The organism is Stenotrophomonas sp. 85239_Sma, from assembly GCF_056481725.1.
On sequence record NZ_CM151163.1, the window covers coordinates 170,380 to 193,900 of the forward strand.

Below are 23,521 nucleotides of genomic sequence, written 5' to 3' on the forward strand. Positions count from 1 at the left end.
CGCCACCAGCGGTGCATCCGTCTGAAGCCAGCAGGAACTGCCGTGAATTCCCAGCCCGCACCGATCACCGCCCTCAACCACACGCTCGACAACGAGCCGCAGCAGATCACTGCGCCGCTCACCCATTCGGCGGCGTTCCTGGTGCTGAAGGTGAAGGACGATGAGGCGTCGATCGCCAAGGCGCGCGAGGTGCTGGCCAGCACCGATGATCTGATCAAGAACACCGCCATCCGCGAGATCGAGCGCACGTTCACCTGCAACGTGGCCATCGGCCACCGCGTGTGGCAGCCGCTGGTGGGCAGCACGCCGCCACGCGAACTGAAGCCGTTCCGCGAGATCAAGGGCGCGGCCCACACCGCCGTGTCCACGCCCGGAGACCTGCTGTACCACATCCGCGCACGCACCATGGACTTGATCGTGGCGTTCGAGCGCAACCTGCTGATGGCGTTCGGTGATGCGGTGGAAACCGTCGATGACGTGGCCGGATTCCGCTACTTCGATGGCCGCGACCTGCTCGACTTCGTCGATGGCACCGCCAACCCGGAGGGGCTGTCGTTGCCGGAAGCCACCATCGTCGGCGATGAAGACCCGGCGCATGCCGGTGGCAGCTACGTGGTGGTGCAGAAGTACCTGCACAACCTCGATGCCTGGCGCGCACAGAAGACCGAGGCGCAGGAAGCGATCATCGGCCGCACCAAGCACGACAACATCGAGCTGGACGATGCGCCGGCCGATGCGCAGAAATCGCACAAGACCCTGTGCACCATTGAGGACGCCGACGGCGAGCACGAGATCCTGCGTGACAACATGCCGTTCGCCAACCCGGGCCGCGGCGAGTACGGCACCTACTTCATCGGCTACACGCGCCGCCTGTGGGTGATCGAGAAGATGCTCGAGCGCATGTTCATCGGCAATCCTGCACCGCTGCACGACCGCATCCTCGATTTCTCCACCGCCACCACCGGCGTGACCTTCTTCGCGCCCTCGCGCAAGGTGCTGGCCGACCTGGGCGAGTGAACCTCATCAAGAGGAATGCAGGCTCAAGAAGGTTCTCCGCTGGCCGATACCGAGGCGCCCCGCCACATGGCTGGGGTCGCACAAGGACCGACGGAGAATGCAAGTGGAACTGACCCCTTACGAACAGCAGCAATGGAAAGCAATCGTCGAATGGAAGAATGAAGAGCCTTCGGTCATTTCCCAGACCGCCGGAAAAGCACTTGCACCGGTTTCATGGTTGATCGGAAAAGTGGTTCCTGAAGCCGCCATGCGGGGCATCCTCGACCTGTCTTCTTCAGCGGCTGAATGGCTTACCGACACCGGCGACCTCACCCGTGATGCCGGCGTCTCCAGCTTGAATGAACTGAAGACGCTGGGCCTTCAGCGGTCGGATGAACTGGCCGACGAAGTCCACAACTGGGCGATTGGCATGGCCGGCGCGGAGGGTGCTGCTACCGGCGCTGCAGGAATCTTCGGCATCGCGGCGGACATTCCCATGGTGCTTGTGCTGGCACTTCGTACGATCCACAAGATTGGTGCCTGCTACGGGTTCGAGGCAAAGTCGAAAGAAGACAAGGACTTCATGCTCGCAATTCTCTCTGCGTCCAGTGCAAATGAAATGGCGGAGAAAACGGCCGCATTGACTACGCTTCGCATGGTCCAGGTCAGCATCGCCAAAACGACATGGAAAAAGCTTGCGGAGAAGGCTGCAACAGACCGATTCAGCAAAGAAGCCGGCGTTATCGCGGTCAAAACCCTTGCAAAGCAGCTGGGGATCAACATGACCAAGCGCAAGGCACTGCAAGCCATCCCTGCCATTGGTGCGGTGGTGGGTGGATCGGTCAATGCCTGGTATCTGAAGGAGATTGGCTGGTCGGCCAGGCACGCCTTCCAGGAGCGCTGGCTCCTTGAGAACGGGCGCGCGCTTGAGGACGCCGAACTGGCAGTCGTCGGAGGCTGATTCATCTGGGCGGGCCGAAGCAATGCAGCAGGGTGCCATCTCCCTGTCATCCAGTGCGCCGACCATGGCGCGCTGGATGGGAGCGCAGGAGGCTGGCGATGGTCATGGCAGCAAACAGGACCGGCGTACGCCGCTGGTGGCGGCCGCTGGCCGCGTTGTTCGGCGCATTGGCACTGGGGAGTGCCGCAGTGTCCGCGCAGGAAGCCCCTGCGCACTGGATGGCCTATGCCGCCGCCGTGGGCGGCCAGCTGCAGCAGCGCCTGCAGCAGGAGCAGGACCCGCACGCGCAGCGTGTACTGGAATGGCTGCAGGCACACCCCGACGCACCGACGCCGCTGCCGGTGAGCGTGTGGATCACGGCGGATGGCCGCATTTCGAAACTCGAATTCGACAGCCTGGGTGACGCCCAGGTCGACGCCGACCTGCGCGCGATGCTGCAGGCCGCGCCGTTGCAGGCGGCTCCGCCGCCCGACATGCGCCAACCGTTGCGGCTGGGCCTGGTACTGGAGCCGAAGTAGATCCACGCCATGCGTGGATGAGCTTGGTCGTCAGGCGCGCGCCAAACAAGGTTGGCGGCTACCGGTGGTCCCAGCCACGCAAGGCGTGGCTCTACTGCGTTGCCACCTGCGGCTCGCGTGCGGCCGCGCTCCATGCGCGCAGGCCGAACACGGCCAGGCCGAGGAAGAATACGTACAGCGCGGCGGTCACGTGCAGCGACTTGAACAGGTACGCACCCACGTAGACCACGTCCACCGCGATCCACACCCACCAGCAGGCCACGTGGCGGCGTGCCTGCCACCACTGGCCGACCAGGCTCAGCGCGGTCAGCATGGCGTCCAGCCAGGGCAATGCGGCATCGGTGAAGGTATGCATGGCCGCACCCAGCGCCACGCCACCGCACAGGCCGATGGCCAGGTCGCGCAGCAGCTTGCCGCGTGCCAACGGCACGATGCGGACGCTGCCCTCATCGGCGGCGTGCTGCCGCCAGTTGAGCCAGCCATACACCAGGAAACCACCGAAGGCGACCTGCAGCAGCGTATCCGAATACAGCTTGGCCTCGGCGAAGACCAGCCCGTACAGCGTCACCGACAGCAGGCCCACTGGCCACGCCACCAACCGTCGCCGGGCCATCAGCCAGACGCCGAGGATGCTGCACAGCGCGGCGGTCCACTCGAGCATCACGCCGCTCACAGCGCGAACGTCACCGACAGGCGGGCCTGTCGCGGTGCGCCGGGGAACAGGTAGTAGTCACCGCCGCTGCTGCCGGTATCGCGCCAGTAGAAACGATTGAACACGTTGTCCACCGACAGGTTCCAGGTCACCGCGCGCTCGTGCAGGCGATGCTGGAAACGCAGGCCAGCGTCGAACACCGAGTAGTCCGGTGCGCGCACGCCACCGTCGGCGCGGGCAACGTTGGCACCGGCATAGCGCCAGCCACCGGTTACATCCAGGCCCTGCACGAACGGCAGCGCATAAGCCACGTGCACGCTGGCGCGCACCTTCGGCACGTTCACCAGCTGATGGCCTTCATAGGCCGGTGTGCCGGCATCGCGCGCGCGCGCCTGCAGCACGCTGGCGCTGGCCACGATCTGCAGCGCATCGGTCAGCTGGCCGTTGGCGGTCAGCTCCAGGCCGGTGTGGGTCTGCGTGCCTTCCTCGACGAAGGTGTACCCCACGTCGCTGTTGTCGGGCTTGGCGTACTGGTACGGCTGCGAAATGCGGAACACCGCCGCGCCCAGCGTCAGTGCTTCGACCGGCACGTACTTCACGCCCACTTCCAGCTGCCGCGACTGCACCGACGGCAGGAAGGTGTCTGCGTTGCTGGTCCAGAATGGCGCTTCCTGGCCCAGCGAGATGCCGCGCACGTAGCTGGCATAGGCATTGAGCTGGTCGGTGGCCTTCCACACCACCGCGGCCTGCGGCAGGAAGCGCGACAGGCGGCTGTGCCGCTGAGGGTTTCCACGCTTGTCGTAGGCACGCTCGTCCAGGCGTACGAAACGCCCACCGGCCAGCCACTGCCAGTCATCACCGAAGCTCATCCGGTCCAGCGCGAAGAACGCGGTCTGGCGGCTGTCCAGGCGTCGTGCGGAGGGGCCGGGCATCTTCGGCGACGGCTCGAACACCGGCACCTGCGCGTCGTGGATGTTGCTGGTGCCGACGTACTCGTTGACGCTCGGGCGCTTGTCCACGGTGCGGCGGAAGTAGTCGGCACCGACGGTCAGCTGGTGGCCGACGTTTCCGGTCTCGAAGCGGCCGCGCAGCTCGGCGCGGGCCTGCTGGTTGCGGCGCGTGTCGTCCGGGCTGCGGTAGTCGTAGACGTCGTAATCGCCATTGGGGGCGAAGTAGTTGCCCGGCAGGCTGCCATCGGCGCATTGCGTGGCGTAGTAGCAACCGTAGGCGAAGGCGACATTGTCATCGATCACCGAGCGGCTGTGGCCGACCGAGACACGCGACTGCCAGGCATCGTTGAAATCGTAGGTGTGCAGCGCGGTGATGTTGGTGCTGGCGATGTCCACCGGGCGCTGCCATGGCTGGTAGCCGAGCAGATGCTCGCGGTCGACGCCGCGCGGCAGGTCGCGCGCGCCCAGCAGCTGGTAGCCGGACACCGAGCGCTGCGAGCTGGTCTGGTAGTTGGCATCCACTTCCAGCTTGCCGCGCTCGCCGATCAGCCAGTCGGCCGCCAGCGAGTAGAAATTGCGGCGGCCATCGGCGTGCTCGACATAGGAATTGCTGGAATCCCAGGCGGCGTTCAGGCGCAGGCCGAGGCGCGGCGTGATCCAGTGGCCGACATCGACGGCGACGTAGCGCGAGCCTTCCGAATCGGTGCCGAGGGTCGCCGTGCGCACCTCGGCCGGGCGCTTGCCGATGTAGTTGATGATGCCGCCGGGCGCCATCACGCCTGCGGCCAGGCCGGCTTCACCCTTGAGGATCTCCACCGACTGCACGTTCTCCAGCGCCAGGCGCTGTTCGCCGGCGATGGACAGGCCGTTGAAGCGGTAGCCGGTGGCGGCGTCCAGGGCGAAGCCACGGATGGCGATGTTCTGGTAGTAACCCACCGGCGCATACGCATCGCCCAGCGAGGCATCGTTGCTGGCCAACTCGGACAGCGAACGCACCTGGCGGCGATCAAGGTAATCGCGCTCAAGCACGTTCACCGACGCCGGCGTGTCCTTCCAGGAACCACCACCGAAGGCGTTCACGCGCGCGGTATCGGCCTTCGGTTTGCCGGCCTGCACGCGTACCGCCGCCAGTTCGGTGGGCGAGCGCTCGGCGCCGGTGGCAGCCGCATCGGGGGACACCTCGGCCTCGCTGGCGTGCAGCGGCAGTGCGGCGCAGAGGGCGAGGGAGAGCAGGGTGGGGCGCAGGCAGCGGTTCATTCGGTTCGTCTTCGGACAACAAGGGAGACGAAGCGACGGCGCGCAGGTGCACCGGCCCATGACGGGGGCGTGGCTGCGGCTCAAAGCTCCCTACGCCGGTGCAAACCGGATCAGGTTCCAAGGGACTCTCTCAGCCTGGCAGATCCAGGCACCCCCGCTTCAGGTGACCATTTCACTACAAATGGTACGGATTTGCGAGCCGGTGCCCTTCAGGCTGCCGCGTGCAGGGCCTGCAGCAGCGCCTGTCCCGGCGCGCTGTGGAACCACGCCGGGTGCCCCAGCATGAAGGGCTGCCAGGCCACGTTCGCGTTCGCGGTCGAGCCGGTGATGCCTTCGAAGTACTCCACTTCGGACAGTGAGAAGTCGAAATGGACCATCGGCAGCAGGTCGGCCAGCAGGTGTACGCGTGCCGCCGAGAGCGGCTGTACCTCGCGGTAGCCGTCGAGCAGGGCCAGCGCGATATCGATGCGCACCGCCTCCATGCCGCGCTCCAGTTCCAGCCACGCCACCGCGTTGCGCTCGATCGCGGTGGCGAGGTCGAACAGCGCGCTGGTGGGCGAGGCCAAGCCGAAATCCAGCACGGTGCTGATCTGCCCATCGCGCCACAGCAGGTTGGAAACATGCCAGTCGTTGTGCGCCCACAGCCGTGGCTCGTCGCGCAGGCGCTCGGCCAGTCCGGCATGCCACGGCAGCACGTCACGCTGCAGCTGCGATTCCCACGGAATGCGCGCGAGATAGCGGGCCAGCCCGGGGCGCTCGTGCAGCCCCGCCTTGATGGCCGCGATCGGATCGTCGGCGCGGATCAGATCGTCGCGCGCTACCAGCAGATGGGTGCTGCGCTGTGGCGCGTGGTAACTGGCCGCGGCGCGGTGCAGCTGGGCCAGCATGCGGCCAGCCTCGCGGGCCTGCGCGACATCGGTCAACAGCGACCACGACACCGCGTCGCGGTACAGGTCGTCGCCCACGCCAACCGCATGCAGCTCGAAGGTCCATTCGCCGTGTTCGACCGCAGTGTGGCCATCGGTGGCCGCCAGCACCTGCACCACCGGTACGCCGGCGGCGGCCAGATCGGCGATGAAATGGTGTTCTTCTTCCAGGCACGCCGCGCTGCGCACGCTGTGGTGGTGGCGCTTGATGAACACCGCGCCGTCCACGCCGTTGACGATGGCGGCGGCCGACAGCGGCCGCGGGCTGTGCCAGCGGGGCTGGCTGCGCTCGTCCAGCTGAGGGTAACGCCGGCGCAGCCACGCAATGTCCGCCGTGCTGATCGGCGGCCAGTCGGCGGCGACCTCATCGTTGTTGAGGCCCTGCACGCGGTGGGAGGAAGACGTCATGCCGCAACCCAGTGGGGAAAGTCACATCCAAGGCTGCGCATTCAACGCCATGCACGCGGCCAACGCAAACGGGCGGGTCATCGACCCGCCCGTCCGTGCATCGGCATGGGGATGCCGCGCTGCTTACCAGCCGCGATGGCGGCCGCGGTCGTGGTAGTAGCGGTTGTCGTAGTAACGCTCGCGCTGCCAGCGACGGTCGTCACCGCGGTCGTAGTAGCCGCTGCGATAATAGCCACGGTCGTAACGGCGATCGTAGCGGTTGTCGTAACGGCGATTGTCGTAGTAACGACGGTCGCGGCGGTCGGAGGTAGTCAGGTTGCCGATCGCGCCGCCGGCCACGGCACCGCCGACGGTGGCAGCGGGATCACCGTTGGAGAGCAGGTTGCCGGCCACGCCACCGACCACGGCGCCGACCAGGGTGCGCTTGTCCTTCCTCGACATCGCGCTGGCATCGCTGGCCACGGCCACACCGGCCACCAGTGCCAGAGCCATCGCCAGACCACGGAAGCTGAGTGCGGAAGTACTGAGCATGTTCGTTCTCCTGTGAGGTGCATGCCACGCTGGGCAGGGAGGGCGCGGGGCGCCCCGGCTGCCGTGGTGTCCACGCTGGCGTTCCAACATTGCCGGAACATTGCCTGGTCCACCGTGCGGCTTGCGCATTCATCTAGCGGCAGGCGGCATGAAGCAAGGCTGAAAGCGGCCCTGGCCGCTCAGCGGGCAGAAAGGGAAAGGGCCGCGCATGGCGCGGCCCCTCCCGGTCTGCAAGGCGTTGCGGGCCTAGACGCCCATGGCCTTCTGCGCCTGGCGGGTCTGTTCCTGCTGCGCGTCCTGCTGCTGGTGCAGCACGTTCGGCGCGCCGTGCACCGCGCCGCTGCTGAGCGCCATGCTCTGTTCGCTGGCGGTGCGGGTTTCCACCGCAACGCGGCTGGCCGCCGGGTCTCCGATCGTGCCCTGCACGGCGAACAGGCGCTCACCGTTCGGACTGGGCACCACCGCGTCGATGCGCTGCAGGCCGGCGGCATGCGCCTCCCTGGTCAGCGCCGCTGCGGCACTTTCCAGCGCGTGGCGGTCCTTGAAGGTACCCGCCGGCATCCGTTCCAGGCCTTCGCTGGCCTGCAGGTACATCGGATTGCGCGGGTGCCGCTCGTCGTTCAGCAGCGGGCGCTCGCGGGCTTCCCTGATCGCGTCCAGCGTCTTCGCACCGACGATGCCGTCGGCGACCAGCCCGTTGTCCTTCTGCAGCTGGCGCACCGCCGCTTCGGTATTGCGGCCGAAGCGGCCGTCCTCGACCAACGGCTTGCCGTCGGCACCGGCATAGCCGAGGTGGCCCAGCTGCTCCTGCACCTTGCGCACGCCCTCGCTGTGTGCACCCGGCTTGTACAGTTCGGCGTGCGGTGTGCCAGTGCCCTTGTGCTCGGCCGCAGGCTTGCCCTGGGTCTGCTCGTGCGATTGGGTGCGGCTCTCCAGCAGGTCGCGGGCCTTGGACAACGGGTCCGACGCGAACAGCTTCCAGTTCGGGTGGTCCTTCACCTGCTTCAGGTAGTCCTCCACCGGCATGGTGTGCACGCCCTTGCTGCCGGTGGACTGGCTGATCAGCAGTTTGTCGGTGTTCGGGTCGCGCACCACCATCACGATGTGGTCGATGCCGTTCCAGTGCTCATGGCGGGTCCTGGCCGTATCCAGGCCGATGACCATGCCTTCCTTCAGCGCATCGGGCTTGAGGACGGCGTCGCGGTCCAGCAGCACGCCGGACTGGTCGAACGCCTTGCGCACAATGCCACCGGAACCGAGGTTGCCCAGGTCGATGCGATCAGCCTTGCTGAATACCGCGTGCCCGGCCTTCTGGTTGATCTCGTCCATGGTCCGGTTCTGCAGCGTGCCGACCCAGCCGGAGCAATCGATGTAGCCCTGGTCCACGTTCTTGCCGGTCTTGCCCGGCACGTACAGCGCATGGCCCGGGATGTTGATGGCGTACTTGACGTCGTCGTACTTCACGCCGGCGTCGTAGGCGGCCTGCAGTTCGATGCCCGGCTTCGGCGCGGCGGCAGCCGTTGCGGTCGCCGCCAGCGTGGCTGCAGCGGCGCCCACGGCTGCAGTCTGCGCCGGCGCAGCCGGAGTCTGGGTGTGGGTCTGGCCCGGTGCCACGGTCTGCGGTGCGATGTGCTTTTCCGGGATGCTGATCGCTGCGTACTTGTGGATGTAGTAGCTGGAGAAGGTCCGCGCCAGGTCGCCGTCGTTCATGCCACGCATTTCGGCCAGGGTATGGCCGGTCAGTGCCTTGGCATCGGAGCCGATCTGGTTGAGCACGTTGCGGCGCATGTTGATCTCTTCGCCATGGCCGTTGCGGACCACGCCGAAGGTGCCGGTGGCGATCGCGGTCTGCACCGAGCCATAGCCGGCGCTACCCTGCTGGTGGGCCAGGTACAGGTCCAGGCCGGTCGGCGTGTCGCCGCCGGACAGGTACGGGTGGCCGGTGCGCTCATTGCGGCGCGCCATCGAGCCCAGGTTGTCCTGGTACATCTGCGCGGCGGCTTCGGTGTTGCGGGTCGGGTCGAACTCGTGGCCGGTCAGGTGGTACTGGCGGGCCGAGCCGGGCACGAACTGGAACAGGCCCTTGGCTCCGGTCGAGGTGTTGTGGGCGCGCTCGTTGAAGGTGCCACCGGTCTCGATGTGCGCGAAACGCATGAAGTCATCCACGGGGATGCCCTTCTGCCTGGCGACCTGCTCGACGATGTCCAGGACTTCCTTTTTGCTGTAGTCATGCTGTGCCATGACGTTTTCCTCGGGGTTGATGGAGCGGCCGATGCCGCGAATCGCCAACCGGACTCATCCGTGAGTCAAGAACATGTCGGTCAACAGGGAACCCGCGTGTGGCGGGTGCAATCAGGGTGCGACGTACTGCTGGGCCGCGCTGTCGAAGGTGTAGTGCACGGTGTCGCCGGCACCCAGCGTGCGGGTCTTGCCGGGGCCTTCGATGGTGGTGCCCTTGAAAGTCACGGTCAGCTGCGGCAGGCCATTGCTGCCGGCCACGAAGGCCAGTTCGCCATCGCTGTCGGTGCACGGCATCACGTTGCCATCGTCGCAGGCCGCGCTGTTGTCTTCCCCGGTGCGCACCGAGCCGACGTAACGCCAGACCTTGCTGTCGAGGTCGTCCTCGCTGCGCTTGGGGTTGAACAGCAGCAGGGCGTAGCCGCTGCTGCTGACGCCGCGGTCGAAGCTGCTGGTCGGCACTGCCAGCAGCAGGCGGCCGTCGGCGGTGCGGTGTTCGATCGGCTTGCGCCGGGTATCAACGTCATCGGCCTTGTCGTAGGCACCGAGCGCACCGATGGTCCACTCCTGGCCACGGAACTTCCACGGCTTCCTGGCGTCGCTGCCGGCCAGCACGAAGGTGGCTTCGGCCAGATTGGCGCGGTCGTCGGGGCCGGCCGGCTGCTGTTCGCCCGGCTTGCCGTAGTGCTCGCGGGTATCCCAGGAAAAACCGGTGTAGTAGGTAGTGCCGTCCAGGGTGAAGGCGTGGCCGAACCAGAAGGTCGCCACGCTGCCGTTCTGGACCTCATAGGACGTCGCACCATCGCCATCCACCTGGTAGATGAAATACATCACGGTCGGTGCGTCGGGCGGGGTGACGGCGGCATCGGGAGAGCGGTTCTGCATCGGGGCAACATCCTGTCGGGGCGCTTTGGCAGCCTGCGCAGGCGCAGGCTGGGAGGACGAGGGGGCCGGATCGGCGGCGCTGCAGGCGGCAGCGGAAAGAGAGACGAGCAGGCACGCCGCGAATGCGCGCAGGGGCCGCAACGGCAGGGTCCAACGTAGCTTGGGGGGGGACTGCATGCGCCTCTCCATGGTCAGCGTTGCCGGGCCAGACGGCCGGCAGGAAGCCGCACCCCATCCATCAGGGACGGGAGCGAGGACATGAGCCGGTCGATTCCTTCGACCTCGCATTGAGAACTCATGCCCGCCCATCTTGGCACAGATCCGCAGGCCGTCAAAGAGGGGCGCGACGGGCGGGGAGGTTATGTGCGGTGCGTCTCAGATCTTGCCGTCACGCAGATAGTCGAACAATTCGGCGTCACCCTTCAGCCCCAGTTTGAGCATGGCGTCGCCCTTCTGCCGGCTGATGGTGCTGACGCTCTTGTGCAGTTGCAGCGAGATCTCCTTCACCGTCATGCCGGTGCCGAGCAGTCGCAGCACCTCCACTTCGCGTGGTGACAACGGCTTGCCGTCGCCCTCGCGCATGCGCCAGCTGCCGGCCGCGTCCACCCGCTCGCGCAGGCTGCGGCTGATGTAGGGCTGGCCGCGGTAGACCGACTGGATGGCCTGCGGCAGTTCGTCCATCGACGAACTCTTGTCGACCAGGCCGAGTACCCCGCTGTCGAGCACCATGCGCAGGATTGCCAGGTTGTTGGAGACGCTGAGCATCAGCACTGGCAGGTCGGGATGGCGGCGGCGGATCATGCCGATCATGGCGAAGCCGTCGGCCTGTGGACTGCCCGGCATGGAGTAGTCGGTCACCAGCAGGTCGCAGGGCTGGCTGCCGAGCAGGGCCATCAGCGCCTGCGCACTGTCGGCCTCGCCGACCACGCGGCCCACGCCGCTCGACTCGATGACGGCGCGGGTACCGATACGGACCACGGGATGATCGTCTGCGATGATGATGCGCAAGCTCATGCTCTAGTATGGCCATCGGGCACGCCGGGCCGCGACCATCGCGGTCCCTGGCAGGATTCTAGGAGATTGACGCAGATGCGTAGGTGGGCTGTTCGCGGGCTGCTCCTGCTGCTGGCGGTGCTGGCCCTGCCCGTGGCCCAGGCACAGCCGGCCCCTGGCCTGCTGCCGCTCAGCCCGTTGCAGCGCGAATACCTGGTGGCGCATCCGACCATCGTTGTCGGGCAGTATGACAGCGGCTGGCCCCCCTTCGAGTCTCTTCGTGACGGCCAGCAGGTTGGGCTGGGACCGGATTACCTGTCGCATCTTGCTCGCCAGCTCGGCGTGAAGGTCGAGATGCGACGCTATCCGGACTGGACTTCCGTGCTGGATGCGACATGTCGTGGCGAGATTGACGTGGTCATGAATGTCGGTCTCAGTGCCGACCGCACCCGCTGCATGGTCTATACCGCTGCGTATGCCGAAGCGCCGCTGGCGCTGGTGGGACGACCGGCCGATCTTCGCGCGTCCGAGATCCCCGACCTGGATGGCCTGCGCGTGGTGATCGAGCAGGATTTCCTGACCGGTCCTCAGGTGCGTGCCCGTTTCCCGCGTGCCCGCCAGCTTGTCGCAAACGACACGTTGACGGCGTTGCAGATGGTCAGAGACGACAAGGCCGATGTCTACATCGGCAATGCCTTCGTCGCCACTGAACTGATCGCCAGCCGGCGCGTGCTGGGCGTGGCGCTGCTGCGCCCGAGCGATCTTCCACCCGAACGGCTGCATTTCGGCATCCCCAACGGCAAACAACCCCTGGCTGAAGCGCTGGACCTGGCGCTGGCTGCCACCAGCCAGGCCCAGCGCGATGCGCTGGCACAACGCTGGCTGCCCCCTCCGCATTGGTCGGCATCGGCGCAGCTGGCGTTGAGCCAGGCCGAGAAGCGAGTGCTGGAGCAGCCGTTGAAGATCGGCTTTGCGCCGAATGCCGCGCCGCTGTCGTTCATCGGTGAGGATGGCCGGCCCAGTGGACTGGCCAGCGAGTACCTGCAGCGCTTGATGCAGGCTGGCGCCAACCTGCAGATCGAGAACAGTCACGACTGGTACGAGGTGCGTGAGAAGGCCCGCCGCGGCGAACTGCAGGCAGTGATGGGCATGCCCGCCGATTCACGCTACCTGGACCCGGATTGGGTGTTCAGCCAGCCCTTCATCAGCGTGCCGAACGTGATCGTCACCAGAAATGATGGTGCGGCGCTGCTGGGACTGGCCGATCTGCAGGGGAAGCGCGTGCTGCTCTCCGACCCGGAGCGCCTGCGCCGCTACGTGCTGCAGCAGGCACCGCAGGCCCGGATCATCGCCGCGCGCAGCGCCGAGCAGGCGTTGCAACGCCTGCTCGATGGCGAAGCCGATGCCTATGTCGGCAATCTTGCGCTGGTCGATCGCCTGCTGCGCAGCCGTTTCCCGGCGCGGCTGCAGGTGGCGGCGCCGGCCGGCTTCAATGACCAGCTGGCATTGGCGGTGGATCGCCGGCACGCAGCATTGGCCACCACCTTCGATCGCCTGCTGCTGCAGATGACTCCACGCAAGCGCGAAGCGCTGCGCAGCGCCTGGCTGGCGGTGGAACACCGCAGCGGCGTCGACTGGAGCAATCTGCTGCGGTGGGGCGTGCCGGTGCTGCTGGTATTGCTGACCGCGCTGCTCGTGCATGGCGTCGGCCATTGGCGGCTGCGCCGTGAGGTGGCAGGACGCCGCCAGCTGGAGCAGCGTCTGGCCGAGGTGACCGACAACCTGCCCGCAGTGGTGTACCAGGCGCGCCGCGACGCCGATGGCACGCTCAGCTTCCCGTTCATCGCCGGCGATCTGCCTGCGTTGTTCGGTATCACCCGGCAGCAGGCCGAACAGGATGCGAGGCTGTTGCTCGAACGCATCGAGGAAGAGGATCGCGCACACATCCTGCACGCCATCGAGCAGGCCGCGCGCCAGTTCGCGCCGTTGATCCTGGAGTTCCGCCTGCGCAGCGATGGGGAAGGCACGCGCTGGGTGCGCAGCCAGGCCCATCCCTACGCCGCCGAAGAGGGCGCAGTGATCTGGAGCGGTTACTGGGTGGATGTGAGCGAGGCCCGGATGCAGGCCGACGCCCTGACGGCGGCGAAGGCGGATGCCGAGCAGGCCGCCGAGGCCAAATCGCGTTTCCTGGCCACGATGAGCCACGAGATCCGCACGCCGATGAGTGGCGTGCTGGGCATGCTGGAGGTGCTGGCGCACTCACCGTTGGACAGCGAACAGCAGCGCATCCTCGGCGTGATCGAGGATTCGGCACAGATGCTGCGGCAGATCCTCGACGACATCCTCGACTACTCGCGGCTGGAAGCAGGGGCGTTGCGCCTGGAACCGGTGCCGCAACCACTGCGGCCCCTGCTGGAAAGCGTGTGCCGCCTGCTGTCTGCCCAGGCCAGCGCGCGTGGCCTGGCGCTGCATGTGCAGATCGACCCACTGCTGGCGCCTGCCCACGAAGTGGATGGCGTTCGGCTGCGCCAGATCGTGTTCAACCTGCTCAGCAACGCCATCAAGTTCACCGCACAGGGCGAGGTGCGCCTGCAGCTGGAGGTGCTGGGGCCGACCAGCGAAGACGGCGTGCAACCGCTGTGCCTGAGTGTCACCGACACCGGCATCGGCATCGCGCCGGAACAACTGCAGCACCTGTTCGCGCCCTTCATGCAGGCCGGGGCCTACATCCAGCGTGACCACGGAGGCACCGGCCTGGGCCTGAGCATCTGCCAGCGGCTGGTGCAGATGATGCAGGGCGAACTGGCCCTGCACAGCACGCTGGGCGAAGGAACCCGCGCCGAAGTGCGGGTATCGCTGGTGGAGGCCGGCAGTGAGGACGCAGCGGCGCTGCTGGACGAGCAGGAGCAGACCGCGCTGCTGCCCGCCGCGCTGCGCCAGGCGCGGGTGCTGGTGATCGAGGATCACCCGACCAACCAGGCGATGATGGCGTGGCGGCTGCAGCAGCTGGGCGTGCCCCATGTCCTGCTGGGCGATGGCCAGCAGGCGCTGGACCGCTTGTCGTCGGAGAGCTTCGACCTGGTGATCACCGACTGCCGCATGCCGGTACTCGATGGATTTGGCTTCACCCGCCTGCTGCGCGAACGCGAGGGCCGCACCGGCCAGCCGCGGCTGACGGTGCTGGCGCTGACCGCCAGCGTGCTGGACGACGATGCGCGCCGCTGCCGCGAGGCCGGCATGGATGAAATACTGGCCAAGCCGCTGTCACTGGCCACACTGCGTGCCGCGCTGCTGCGCTGGCTGCCGCAGGCCCAGGGCCAGTCATTCGACGTGCCGGCGCCGGAGGTTGCCGCCGATGACGGTGAAGCATTGCCTGACCTGGCCGCCCTGCAGCAGCGCTACGGATCCCGCGCGGTGGCCGAGCAGCTGCGCGACAGCCTGTTGCAGGCCAGCGAGAGCGATCTGGCGGCCGTGCAGCGCGCCGTGCAGGCCGGCGACCGCGAGGCGGCGGCGCTGCACCTGCATCGCCAGGCGGGCGGCCTGGGGGCGGTCGGGGCGACGGCATTGGCCGGGCAGGCCAATGCCCTGGTCGAGCGCCTTCAGGATGCGGCGGAGACCGACCCGGCGCCGTTGTTCGCCGCCGTAACGGCATTCGTGGCACAGCTGCAGCATCAGCTGCAGCGGTTGGCTCACTGAGCCGACTGCTGCTGCAGGTAGGCGATCACCAGCGCGCGGCGTTCTGCGCTGGGGAAGGCGTTGTACATGCGCGTGCCCGGCACCAGGTGCGTCGGTGACTGCAGGAAGGTATCCAGCGTCTGCGCGGTCCAGGTGATGTCTGCCCGGCGCATGCCCTCGGAATAGCCGTAGTCGGGCAGGCTGCCGGCGCGGCGGCCGATCACGCCGTGCAGGTTCGGTCCGAAGCGGTGGATGCCACCGGGCTGCACGGTGTGGCAGCCGGCACACACTTCGAACGCACGCTGCATGGCCTGCTGGTGCGCCTGTTCGGGCGTGGCCGGGACCGCAGGCGGGCGCTGGCAGGCCGTGGCAAGCAGGGCCACGGCAATGGTGATGAGCAGGCGGGAGGCACGCATGGGCGGGCAGGATAGCGGTGCGGTGCAGCGGCCGGGCTGCGACCGGCGGTCGCAGCCCCGGGCGATCACATACCCGAGTAGTTCGGGCCACCGCCGCCCTGCGGGGTCACCCATACGATGTTCTGGGTCGGATCCTTGATGTCGCAGGTCTTGCAGTGCACGCAGTTCTGCGCGTTGATCTGCAGGCGCGCGTTGTCGGCTTCGCCAACGAACTCGTATACGCCGGCCGGGCAGTAGCGTGCTTCCGGGCCCGCGTACTCGGCCAGGTTCACCTTCACCGGAATGCTGGGGTCCTTCAGCGTCAGGTGGCTGGGCTGGTTCTCGTCGTGGTTGGTGCTGCTCAGGAACACCGAGCTGAGGCGGTCGAAGGTCAGCACGCCATCCGGCTTCGGGTAGGCGATGCGGGTGTGCTTGGCCGCCGGTTCCAGGCAGGCATGGTCCGGCTGCGTGCGGTGCAGGGTCCACGGTGGGTTGCGCACGCCCAGCTTCGGCAGCAGCCACTGCTCCACGCCGGTCATCAGCGTGGCCACGGTCTGGCCCTTCTTGAACCACTGCTTGAAGTTCTTGGCCTGCTGCAGCTCGGTGAACAGCCAGCTGGCTTCGAACGCCTTCGGGTAGGCGCTCAGTTCGTCGTGCTGGCGGTCGGCGGCCAGCGCGTCGAATGCGGCATCGGCGCACAGCATGCCGGTCTTGATCGCGGCGTGGCTGCCCTTGATGCGGCTGGCGTTGAGATAGCCGGCCTCGCAGCCGACCAGCGCGCCGCCGGGGAACACCGTCTTCGGCAGCGACAGCAGGCCACCGGCGGTGATCGCACGCGCGCCGTAGCCGATGCGGGTGCCGCCTTCCAAGTGCTTGCGGATCGACGGATGGGTCTTGAAGCGCTGGAACTCTTCGAACGGGCTCAGCCATGGGTTCCTGTAGTCGAGGCCGACCACGTAGCCGATGGCGACCTTGCCACCGTCGGCGTGGTACAGGAACGCACCGCCGTAGGTGTCGCTGTCCAGCGGCCAGCCGGCCGCATGCACCACCAGGCCCGGCTCATGCCTGGCCGGGTCGATCTGCCACAGTTCCTTGATGCCGATGCCGTAGGCCTGCGGGTCCTTGCCTTCGTCGAGCTTGTAGCGGGCGATCAGCTGGCGGCCGAGGTGGCCGCGCGCGCCTTCGGCGAAGATCGTGTATTTCGCGTGCAGCGCCATGCCGCGCTCGAAGGCCGGGCCGATGCTGCCGTCCTTCTCGATGCCCATGTCGCCGGTGGCCACGCCGATCACTTCACCGTTGTCGCCGTACAGCACTTCGGCGGCGGCGAAGCCGGGGAAGATCGCCACTTCCAGCGCCTCGGCCTGCTGCGCCAGCCAGCGGGTCACTTCCCCCAGGCTGATGATGTAGTTGCCTTCGTTGTGGAAGCACTCCGGCAGCAGCGCATGGGGCGTGCTGCGCGCGCCGGTTTCGCTGAGGAACAGGAATTCGTCGCGGGTGACTTTCTGCTTCAGCGGTGCGCCGCGCTCGGCCCAGTCCGGGAACAGTTCGGTCAGCGCGCGCGGGTCCATCACCGCGCCGGACAGCACGTGTGCGCCCGGCTCTGAGCCTTTTTCCAGCACGCACACCGAAAGTTCGCGGCCGGCTTCGATCGCGCGCTGGCGCAGGCGGATCGCGGTGGCCAGGCCGGCGGGGCCGGCGCCGACGATCACCACGTCGAACTCCATTACTTCACGCGGGGGCAGGGCGTTGGCTTCAGCGCTCATCGATTGCATGACTCGTGGGTAGGGCCGGCATCGGGGCCACCGGCGGTGCCTGGGAATCGCGCGTGCAGCCACGGGCGAAACGGTTGTTTGAATGTGTCAGGGTACCGGGCCGCGCGTGATCGAGCTAGATCGCCGATGTTCACACCCGGATTGCTGCAATGCAGCGTAGCGCCGCCGCTCTGGTGGGTGCCGACCCTGGCCGGCACGCTCTGCCCGGATGACCGACAATGGTCGGGTCCTGACTGCGTGTGAGTGCCATGGCTTTGCATCCGTACGATCTGTTCGATGTCCGTTCCCTGCTCAACGAGGAAGAGCGCGCGGTGCAGGAAAGCGTCGCCCGCTTCACCAACGAGCGCGTGCTGCCGATCATCGGCGATGCTTTCGACCAGGCGCGTTTTCCTGAGGAGCTGGTGCCGGAGATCGCCTCGTTGGGCCTGCTCGGCGCGACCCTGCCGGCCGAATACGGCGGCGGCGGCCTCGGTGCGGTCAGCTACGGCCTGATCTGCCAGGAGCTGGAGCGCGGCGATTCGGGCCTGCGCAGCTTCGTCTCGGTGCAGAGCTCGCTGTGCATGTACCCGATCTACGCCTATGGCAGCGAGGAACAGCGCCAGCAGTGGCTGCCGGCGATGGCGCGCGGTGAACTGATCGGTTGCTTCGGCCTGACCGAGGCCCACGGCGGTTCCGATCCGGCCAGCATGAAGACCCGCGCGGTGCGCGACGGCATCGACTGGCGCATCAGCGGCAGCAAGATGTGGATCACCAGCGGCCCGGTGGCCGACCTGGCCATCGTCTGGGCGCAGACCGAAGACGGCATCCAGGGCTTCGTGCTGGAGAAGGGCATGGCCGGCTTCACCACGCAGGAAATCAAGCACAAGATGAGCCTGCGTGCGTCGCTGACCGGTGCGCTGTACTTCGACGACGTGCGCGTGCCCGACAGCCATCGCCTGCCCAATGTGAAAGGCCTGAAGGGGCCGCTGGGCTGCCTGACCCAGGCGCGCTATGGCATCAGCTGGGGCCCGATCGGTGCGGCGATTGCCTGCCTGGATGAAGCGCTGGGCTATGCCAAGGAGCGCGTGCTGTTTGGTCGCCCGCTGGCCGCGACCCAGAGCGCGCAGATCAAGCTGGCGGAGATGGCCCGCCGCATCACCACCGCACAGCTGCTGGCGCTGCAGCTGGGCCGGCTGAAGGAAGCCGGCCAGTTGCAACCGCAGCAGGTCAGCCTGGCCAAGTGGAACAACTGCCGCATGGCGATCGACATCGCCCGCGAGTGTCGCGACCTGCTCGGTGGGGCTGGCATCACCACCGAACACGTGGCGATCCGGCATGCGCTGAACCTGGAGTCGGTGATCACCTATGAAGGCACCGAGACCGTGCACCAGCTGGTGATCGGCCGTGAGCTGACCGGCATCAACGCGTTCTGAAGCCTGGTTCTGGTGGGTGCCAACCTTGGTTGGCACATTCCTTCAGTGCACGACCAGGCATCGGTGCGGACCAAGGTCCGCACCCACCAGGGGTGGTTCACAGCCATCAGAGGTTCTCGGTGGCCGCTTGGACCTGCCCTTGGTGGGTGCCAACCTTGGTTGGCACATTCCTTCAGTGCACGACCAGGCATCGGTGCGGACCAAGGTCCGCACCCACCAGGAGTGGTTCACAGCCATCAGAGGTTCTCGGTGGCCGCCTGGACCTGCCCTTGGTGGGTGCCAACCTTGGTTGGCACATTCCTTCAGCGCGCGACCGGGTATTTGTGCGGACCAAGGTCCGCACCCACCAGGAGTGGTTCACAGCCATCAGAGGTTCTCGGTGGCCGCCTGGACCTGCCCTTTGTGGGTGCCAACCTTGGTTGGCACATTCCTTCAGCGCGCGACCGGGCATTTGTGCGGATCAAGGTCCGCACCCACCAGGAGCGATTCACAGCCACCAGAAGCAGGTCATACCCACCAGCAGCGGTTCACACCCCACCTGAGGCGGTTTACGCCCCGCCGGCAAAGCCGTGCTGGCGCCACGCTTCGTACATCACCACGGCAACGGTGTTGGAAAGATTGAGGCTGCGGTTGTCCGGCCGCATCGGCAGGCGCAGGCGGCGGCCATCGGGCAATGCATCGAGCACGTCCTGCGGCAGGCCGCGGCTTTCCGGGCCGAACAGGAAGGCATCACCGTCTTCGAACGCCACGCTGTCATAGCGGACGCTGGCACGCGTACTCAGGGCGAACAACCGCTTCGGTGCGATCCGCGCCAGCGCGGTGTCCAGGTCGGGGTGCACCTGCAGGCGCGAATACTCGTGGTAGTCCAGGCCGGCGCGCTTGAGCTGCTTGTCTTCCAGTGCGAAGCCGAGCGGCTCGACCAGGTGCAGCTGCGCGCCGGTGTTGGCGCAGAGCCGGATCACATTGCCCGTGTTGGGCGGGATTTCCGGTTGGAACAGGATCACGTGGAACTGGGGCGCGGCATTCATCGGTGCAGTGTACCTGCGACGACCGCCGCCCTTACGGCGCACGCCCTGCACGGGGCAGGGCGGCACCGCTTACGGGCGCAGCAGGACCTGGGCGGTTCCGGTGGCCAGGGCCTGCAGGTCGGCGGCGCTCGGACGCACCTGCAGGGCCGGCAGGTTGGTGATGACCGAGTTGGCGACGTTGGTGGCGGCGGCAGCCAGGGTCGCAGCGTAGCGCTGGGCTTCCAGTTCGGCGGCCAGGGCGACGCGCTGTTCCAGGCTCGGGCGCACTTCCACCGAGGCCAGGGTGGTGATCGGCATCGCGTCGGCGACCGGGGTGGCGACGTAGCCGCTGCGCTCGGCCAGCTGGTCGGCGCTCGGACGCACTTCCACGGTGGCCAGGGTGGGGATGCCGCTGGCCTGTTCCCAGGCCTGCTGGGCCAGCTGGTCGGCGGCCGGGCGAACCTGCACGGTGGACAGGGTCTTGATGGATTCGGAGGCCTGCACCGACGAAACAACCGCGGTGCCGGCGATCAGGGCGATGGCGATGGCAATGGTCTTGGCGTTCATGACGGGGCCTGTTTAGTGTTGGTGATCAGTGGTGTGGTAGTAAGGTAGTACACCAATTCTGGGGATGCAAGGAGAATTTTCGATTTCCTGCATCTGTTCAGTATTCAGTCAGCTTTTGTCTGAAGCCCTTCTTGGCGCAGGAAGTACCAAGCAATCCCTGTGCCAACTTTTAGCTATTGATTTACAAGGGTTTTCTGGTAATCGAAAAGTGTCCGGTGGGCGGACACCTGTCCATTCGATCTGCCGCGGACACTGTCCGGACGCTTTCAGTCGGCGCATGTGACGGTTCAGGCCCTGCGGATGGGCCGGGCCGGATGGCCTCCAGGGCAAACACCCCCAGTGACTGGCGACCGATTCCTGCCGTTGCCTGCGCAGGCTAGGATCGGGGTTCACCTATGTGACCAAGGATCCGGATATGTCTCTCGCCCTTCGCCCGCGCGCTGCACTGCTGGCCGTCGCCCTCAGCACCGCCCTGGGCACGCTTGCGCCCACCTCCGCGCTTGCCGCCAAGCCGGCGGCACCGGCCAAGGTCGATATCCCGTACGAGCAGTTCACCCTGCCCAACGGCCTGCGCGTGATCGTGCATACCGATCGCAAGGCGCCGATCGTCGCGGTCAACGTCTGGTACCACGTGGGCAGCAAGGACGAACCGGCCGGCCGTACCGGCTTTGCGCACCTGTTCGAGCACCTGATGTTCCAGGGCAGCGAAAACCACGACGGCGAATTCTTCGAACCGTTCAAGCAGGTCGGTGCCACCAACCAGAACGGCACCACCAATACCGACCGCACCAACTACTTCGAGAACGTGCCCACCACCGCGCTGGACATGGCGCTGTGGATGGAGTCGGACCGCATGGGCCACCTGGTCGGTGCGATCGACCAGGCGGCGCTGGACGAGCAGCGTGGCGTGGTGCAGAACGAGAAGCGCCAGGGCGAGAACCAGCCCTACGGCCAGGCCTGGGACCAGCTCAACAAGGCGCTGTACCCGGTAGGCCATCCGTATCACCACGGCGTGATCGGTTCGATGAACGATCTGAACGCGGCGTCGCTGGATGACGTGAAGACCTGGTTCCGCACCTGGTACGGCCCGAACAACGCGGTGCTGGTGCTGGCCGGCGACATCGACGTGGCCACCGCCAAGGAAAAGGTCGGCAGGTACTTCGGCAGCATTCCGGCCGGCCCGACCATGGCGCAGCCGGCCGTGAACGTGGCCAAGCGCAGCGCCGACACGCGCGAGACGATGACCGACAAGGTGCCGCAGGCGCGCATCTACCGCGCCTGGAACGTGCCGCAGGTCGGCACCACCGATGTCGATCAGCTGCAGCTGTTCGCGCAGGTACTGGGCGGTGCCAAGTCCTCGCGCCTGAGCCAGCGCCTGCAGCACCAGGACAAGCTGGTGGACAGCATCGCGTCGGGCCTGTCGACGTCGCAGCTGGGTTCGAACTTCGTGATCATGGCGACGGTCAAGCAGGGCCAGGACCCGGCCAAGGTCGAGAAGATCATCGACGAGGAACTGGATCGCCTGATCAAGCAGGGCCCGACCGCGGCCGAGCTGGAGCGTGCCAAGACCGGCGCCCGCGCCGGCTTCATCCGTGGCATCGAGCGCATCGGTGGCTTCGGCGGCAAGGCCGATGCGCTGGCCGAGTGCGCAGTGTTCACCGGCGACCCGGGTTGCTTCCGCACCTCGCTGGCCAACATCGAGAAGGCCAGTGCCGCCGATCTGAGCCGGCTGGGTGCGCAGTGGCTGGACAAGGGCAGCCACACCCTGGTGATCGCACCGGGTGAGCGTGTGGCGCTGAAGGAAGACCCGAGCCAGGCGCCGAAGCCGTTCACCGTGCCGGCGGTGGACCCCAAGTACAGCACCCTGCCGGAGCAGGTCGACCGCAAGGCCGGCGTGCCGCAGACCCGCGAGTTCCCGCAGCTGAAATTCCCGGCGCTGCAGCGCGCCACGCTGAAGAACGGCACCCAGGTGATCCTGGCCGAGCGCCACGAGATTCCGGTGGTGCAGTTCAGCTACCAGTTCCCGGGCGGCTTCAGCGCCGACCAGGGCCGCAAGCCGGGCACCGCCAACTTCACCATGAGCCTGATGACCGAAGGCGCCGGCAAGCTCGGCTCGCTGGCCTTCGCCGATGCCGCTGATGCACTGGGCGCCAGCCTGGATGCCTCGGCCGGCCTGGACTCGATGAGCGTGGACCTGTCGGCACTGAAGGAAAACCTGGCACCGTCGCTGGCGCTGTACCGCGACCTGCTGCGCGAGCCGCGCTTCGAGCAGGGCGAGATCGACCGGGTCAAGGCGAGCTGGATCGCCGGCATCCAGCAGGAGAAGGTCAACCCGGGTGCGGTGGCGATGCGCGTGCTGCCGCCGCTGCTGTACGGCAAGGGCCACCCGTATGCGATTCCGTTCACCGGCAGCGGCGACGAGGCGGCGATCAGCGGCCTGACCCGTGAGGACCTGGTCGACTTCCACCACGACTGGCTGCGCCCGCAGAACGGCACCCTGATCGTGGTCGGTGACACCACCCTGGCTGAGATCGTGCCGCTGCTAGACAAGCAGCTGGGCGACTGGAAGGCTGCGGGCGATGCCCCGCAGGTGAAGGCCGCCACCGACGTCGCATTGCCGAAGGGCCCGCGCGTGTTCCTGATCGACCAGCCGGGCGCGGTGCAGGCCAACCTGTTCGCCGGCCAGGTGGTGGCGCCGTCCAGTGCCACCAGCTCGACCCGCTTTGACATCGCCAACGGCGTGATCGGCGGTGACTTCACCTCGCGCCTGAACATGAACCTGCGCGAGGACAAGCACTGGTCGTATGGTGCACGCAGCAGCGCGATCAACTCGGTGGGCCAGCGCCCGTGGATGGCCAGCGCGCCGGTGCAGATCGACAAGACCGGGCCGGCGATGGCGGAAATGCGCAAGGAAATCGCTGCATTCGCCGATGGCAGCAAACCGGCCACCGCTGCGGAGATCAATCGCATCCGCAACATCCAGACCCTCAGCCTGCCCGGTGCCTACGAGACCGCCAGCGCGGTGGCGTCGACCATCGGTTCGATCGTGCAGTTCAAGCGCCCGGACGACTACGTGCTGCGTCGCAAGGCCGAGATCGAGGCGATGACCCCGGCGCAGGTGCAGCAGGCCGCTGCCGAGATCAAGCCGCAGGCCCTGACCTGGGTGGTGGTGGGTGACCTCAAGCAGACCGAAGCGGCCGTGCGTGCGCTGAACCTGGGCGAGGTGACGGTGATCGACGCCGAGGGCAACCCGGTGAAGAAATAAGGCACTACCCGGCCAGGGGTCGGATCCCTCCCATCGGGAGGGCTCCGACCTCCGCCCGGCTACCCTCGATTCAGGCTGTTCAGGCAGAATCCCCCCATACCCTTCCAGGATCT

At 67.0% G+C, this 23,521-nt stretch carries 17 protein-coding genes and 1 riboswitch; of the genes, 6 read left to right on the plus strand and 11 right to left on the minus strand.

The features are described 5' to 3' along the window. Positions 1 to 42: 42 nt before the first annotated feature. From ACYKG1_RS00755 to ACYKG1_RS00765, 3 genes are all read left to right on the plus strand, one after another. On the plus strand, positions 43 to 1,017 hold the full coding sequence (locus ACYKG1_RS00755) for a Dyp-type peroxidase (RefSeq protein ID WP_262084045.1): 975 nt from the start codon (positions 43 to 45) through the stop codon (positions 1,015 to 1,017). Between the two features lie 97 nt (positions 1,018 to 1,114). Beyond that, positions 1,115 to 1,957: an EcsC family protein gene (locus tag ACYKG1_RS00760; RefSeq protein WP_100475003.1), complete on the plus strand. Its 843-nt coding sequence runs from the start codon at positions 1,115 to 1,117 to the stop codon at positions 1,955 to 1,957. A gap of 98 nt (positions 1,958 to 2,055) precedes the next feature. Further along, positions 2,056 to 2,475, plus strand: coding sequence for a hypothetical protein (locus tag ACYKG1_RS00765; protein WP_478471490.1), 420 nt, complete (start codon positions 2,056 to 2,058; stop codon positions 2,473 to 2,475). Between the two features lie 91 nt (positions 2,476 to 2,566). Here the strand turns inward: ACYKG1_RS00765 and pnuC are convergent, their stop codons facing one another. The 7 genes from pnuC to ACYKG1_RS00800 all read right to left on the minus strand — a co-directional run bounded on the left by pnuC (position 2,567) and on the right by ACYKG1_RS00800 (position 11,336). Next, positions 2,567 to 3,136 (minus strand): nicotinamide riboside transporter PnuC, encoded by a 570-nt coding sequence (gene pnuC, locus ACYKG1_RS00770; protein WP_478471491.1) that lies wholly within the window; start codon positions 3,134 to 3,136, stop codon positions 2,567 to 2,569. A gap of 8 nt (positions 3,137 to 3,144) precedes the next feature. Next, a complete protein-coding gene (locus ACYKG1_RS00775) occupies positions 3,145 to 5,334 on the minus strand; it encodes a TonB-dependent siderophore receptor (RefSeq protein WP_478471493.1) in 2,190 nt (729 codons plus the stop codon). A 70-nt stretch (positions 5,335 to 5,404) separates the two neighbouring features. Continuing rightward, a riboswitch (TPP riboswitch) is annotated at positions 5,405 to 5,500 on the minus strand. 43 nt (positions 5,501 to 5,543) lie between these two features. Further along, positions 5,544 to 6,668, minus strand: coding sequence for a phosphotransferase enzyme family protein (locus ACYKG1_RS00780; protein ID WP_478471494.1), 1,125 nt, complete (start codon positions 6,666 to 6,668; stop codon positions 5,544 to 5,546). A gap of 123 nt (positions 6,669 to 6,791) precedes the next feature. Further along, a complete protein-coding gene (locus tag ACYKG1_RS00785) occupies positions 6,792 to 7,199 on the minus strand; it encodes a glycine zipper 2TM domain-containing protein (protein ID WP_100474999.1) in 408 nt (135 codons plus the stop codon). Between the two features lie 246 nt (positions 7,200 to 7,445). Continuing rightward, the gene (locus ACYKG1_RS00790; RefSeq protein WP_478471496.1) at positions 7,446 to 9,440 is read right to left on the minus strand and encodes an XVIPCD domain-containing protein; all 1,995 of its coding nucleotides are present in this window, start codon (positions 9,438 to 9,440) and stop codon (positions 7,446 to 7,448) included. Positions 9,441 to 9,551: 111 nt separating this feature from the next. Further along, on the minus strand, positions 9,552 to 10,322 hold the full coding sequence (locus ACYKG1_RS00795; RefSeq protein WP_478471497.1) for a hypothetical protein: 771 nt from the start codon (positions 10,320 to 10,322) through the stop codon (positions 9,552 to 9,554). Positions 10,323 to 10,697: 375 nt separating this feature from the next. After that, positions 10,698 to 11,336, minus strand: a complete 639-nt coding sequence (locus ACYKG1_RS00800) for a response regulator (RefSeq protein WP_100474997.1) — start codon at positions 11,334 to 11,336, stop codon at positions 10,698 to 10,700. A gap of 75 nt (positions 11,337 to 11,411) precedes the next feature. Here ACYKG1_RS00800 and ACYKG1_RS00805 point away from each other — a divergent pair, with 75 nt between their 5' ends. Next, positions 11,412 to 15,011 carry an ATP-binding protein gene (locus ACYKG1_RS00805; RefSeq protein WP_478471499.1) on the plus strand — a complete coding sequence of 1,200 codons (3,600 nt, stop codon included), beginning with the start codon at positions 11,412 to 11,414 and terminating at the stop codon, positions 15,009 to 15,011. Here ACYKG1_RS00805 and ACYKG1_RS00810 read toward each other — a convergent pair. Then, a complete protein-coding gene (locus ACYKG1_RS00810; protein ID WP_262227439.1) occupies positions 15,005 to 15,406 on the minus strand; it encodes a c-type cytochrome in 402 nt (133 codons plus the stop codon). The two genes, ACYKG1_RS00805 and ACYKG1_RS00810, sit on opposite strands and share 7 nt — an antisense overlap. A 65-nt stretch (positions 15,407 to 15,471) precedes the next feature. Further along, positions 15,472 to 17,148: an electron transfer flavoprotein-ubiquinone oxidoreductase gene (locus tag ACYKG1_RS00815; protein WP_100474994.1), complete on the minus strand. Its 1,677-nt coding sequence runs from the start codon at positions 17,146 to 17,148 to the stop codon at positions 15,472 to 15,474. A gap of 257 nt (positions 17,149 to 17,405) precedes the next feature. On the opposite strand from ACYKG1_RS00815, the gene ACYKG1_RS00820 reads away from it, so the two are divergent. Then, positions 17,406 to 18,569 (plus strand): acyl-CoA dehydrogenase family protein, encoded by a 1,164-nt coding sequence (locus tag ACYKG1_RS00820; protein ID WP_478471501.1) that lies wholly within the window; start codon positions 17,406 to 17,408, stop codon positions 18,567 to 18,569. Between the two features lie 548 nt (positions 18,570 to 19,117). Here the strand turns inward: ACYKG1_RS00820 and ACYKG1_RS00825 are convergent. Together ACYKG1_RS00825 and ACYKG1_RS00830 are read right to left on the minus strand one after the other, a co-directional pair. Continuing rightward, positions 19,118 to 19,597, minus strand: coding sequence for a tRNA (cytidine(34)-2'-O)-methyltransferase (locus tag ACYKG1_RS00825; protein WP_005407625.1), 480 nt, complete (start codon positions 19,595 to 19,597; stop codon positions 19,118 to 19,120). A gap of 69 nt (positions 19,598 to 19,666) precedes the next feature. Then, positions 19,667 to 20,143, minus strand: a complete 477-nt coding sequence (locus ACYKG1_RS00830) for an XAC0231 family protein (RefSeq protein WP_478471503.1) — start codon at positions 20,141 to 20,143, stop codon at positions 19,667 to 19,669. A 415-nt stretch (positions 20,144 to 20,558) separates the two neighbouring features. Here ACYKG1_RS00830 and ACYKG1_RS00835 point away from each other — a divergent pair, with 415 nt between their 5' ends. Beyond that, a complete protein-coding gene (locus ACYKG1_RS00835; RefSeq protein WP_478471504.1) occupies positions 20,559 to 23,408 on the plus strand; it encodes a M16 family metallopeptidase in 2,850 nt (949 codons plus the stop codon). The last annotated feature ends 113 nt before the right edge of the window (positions 23,409 to 23,521 follow it).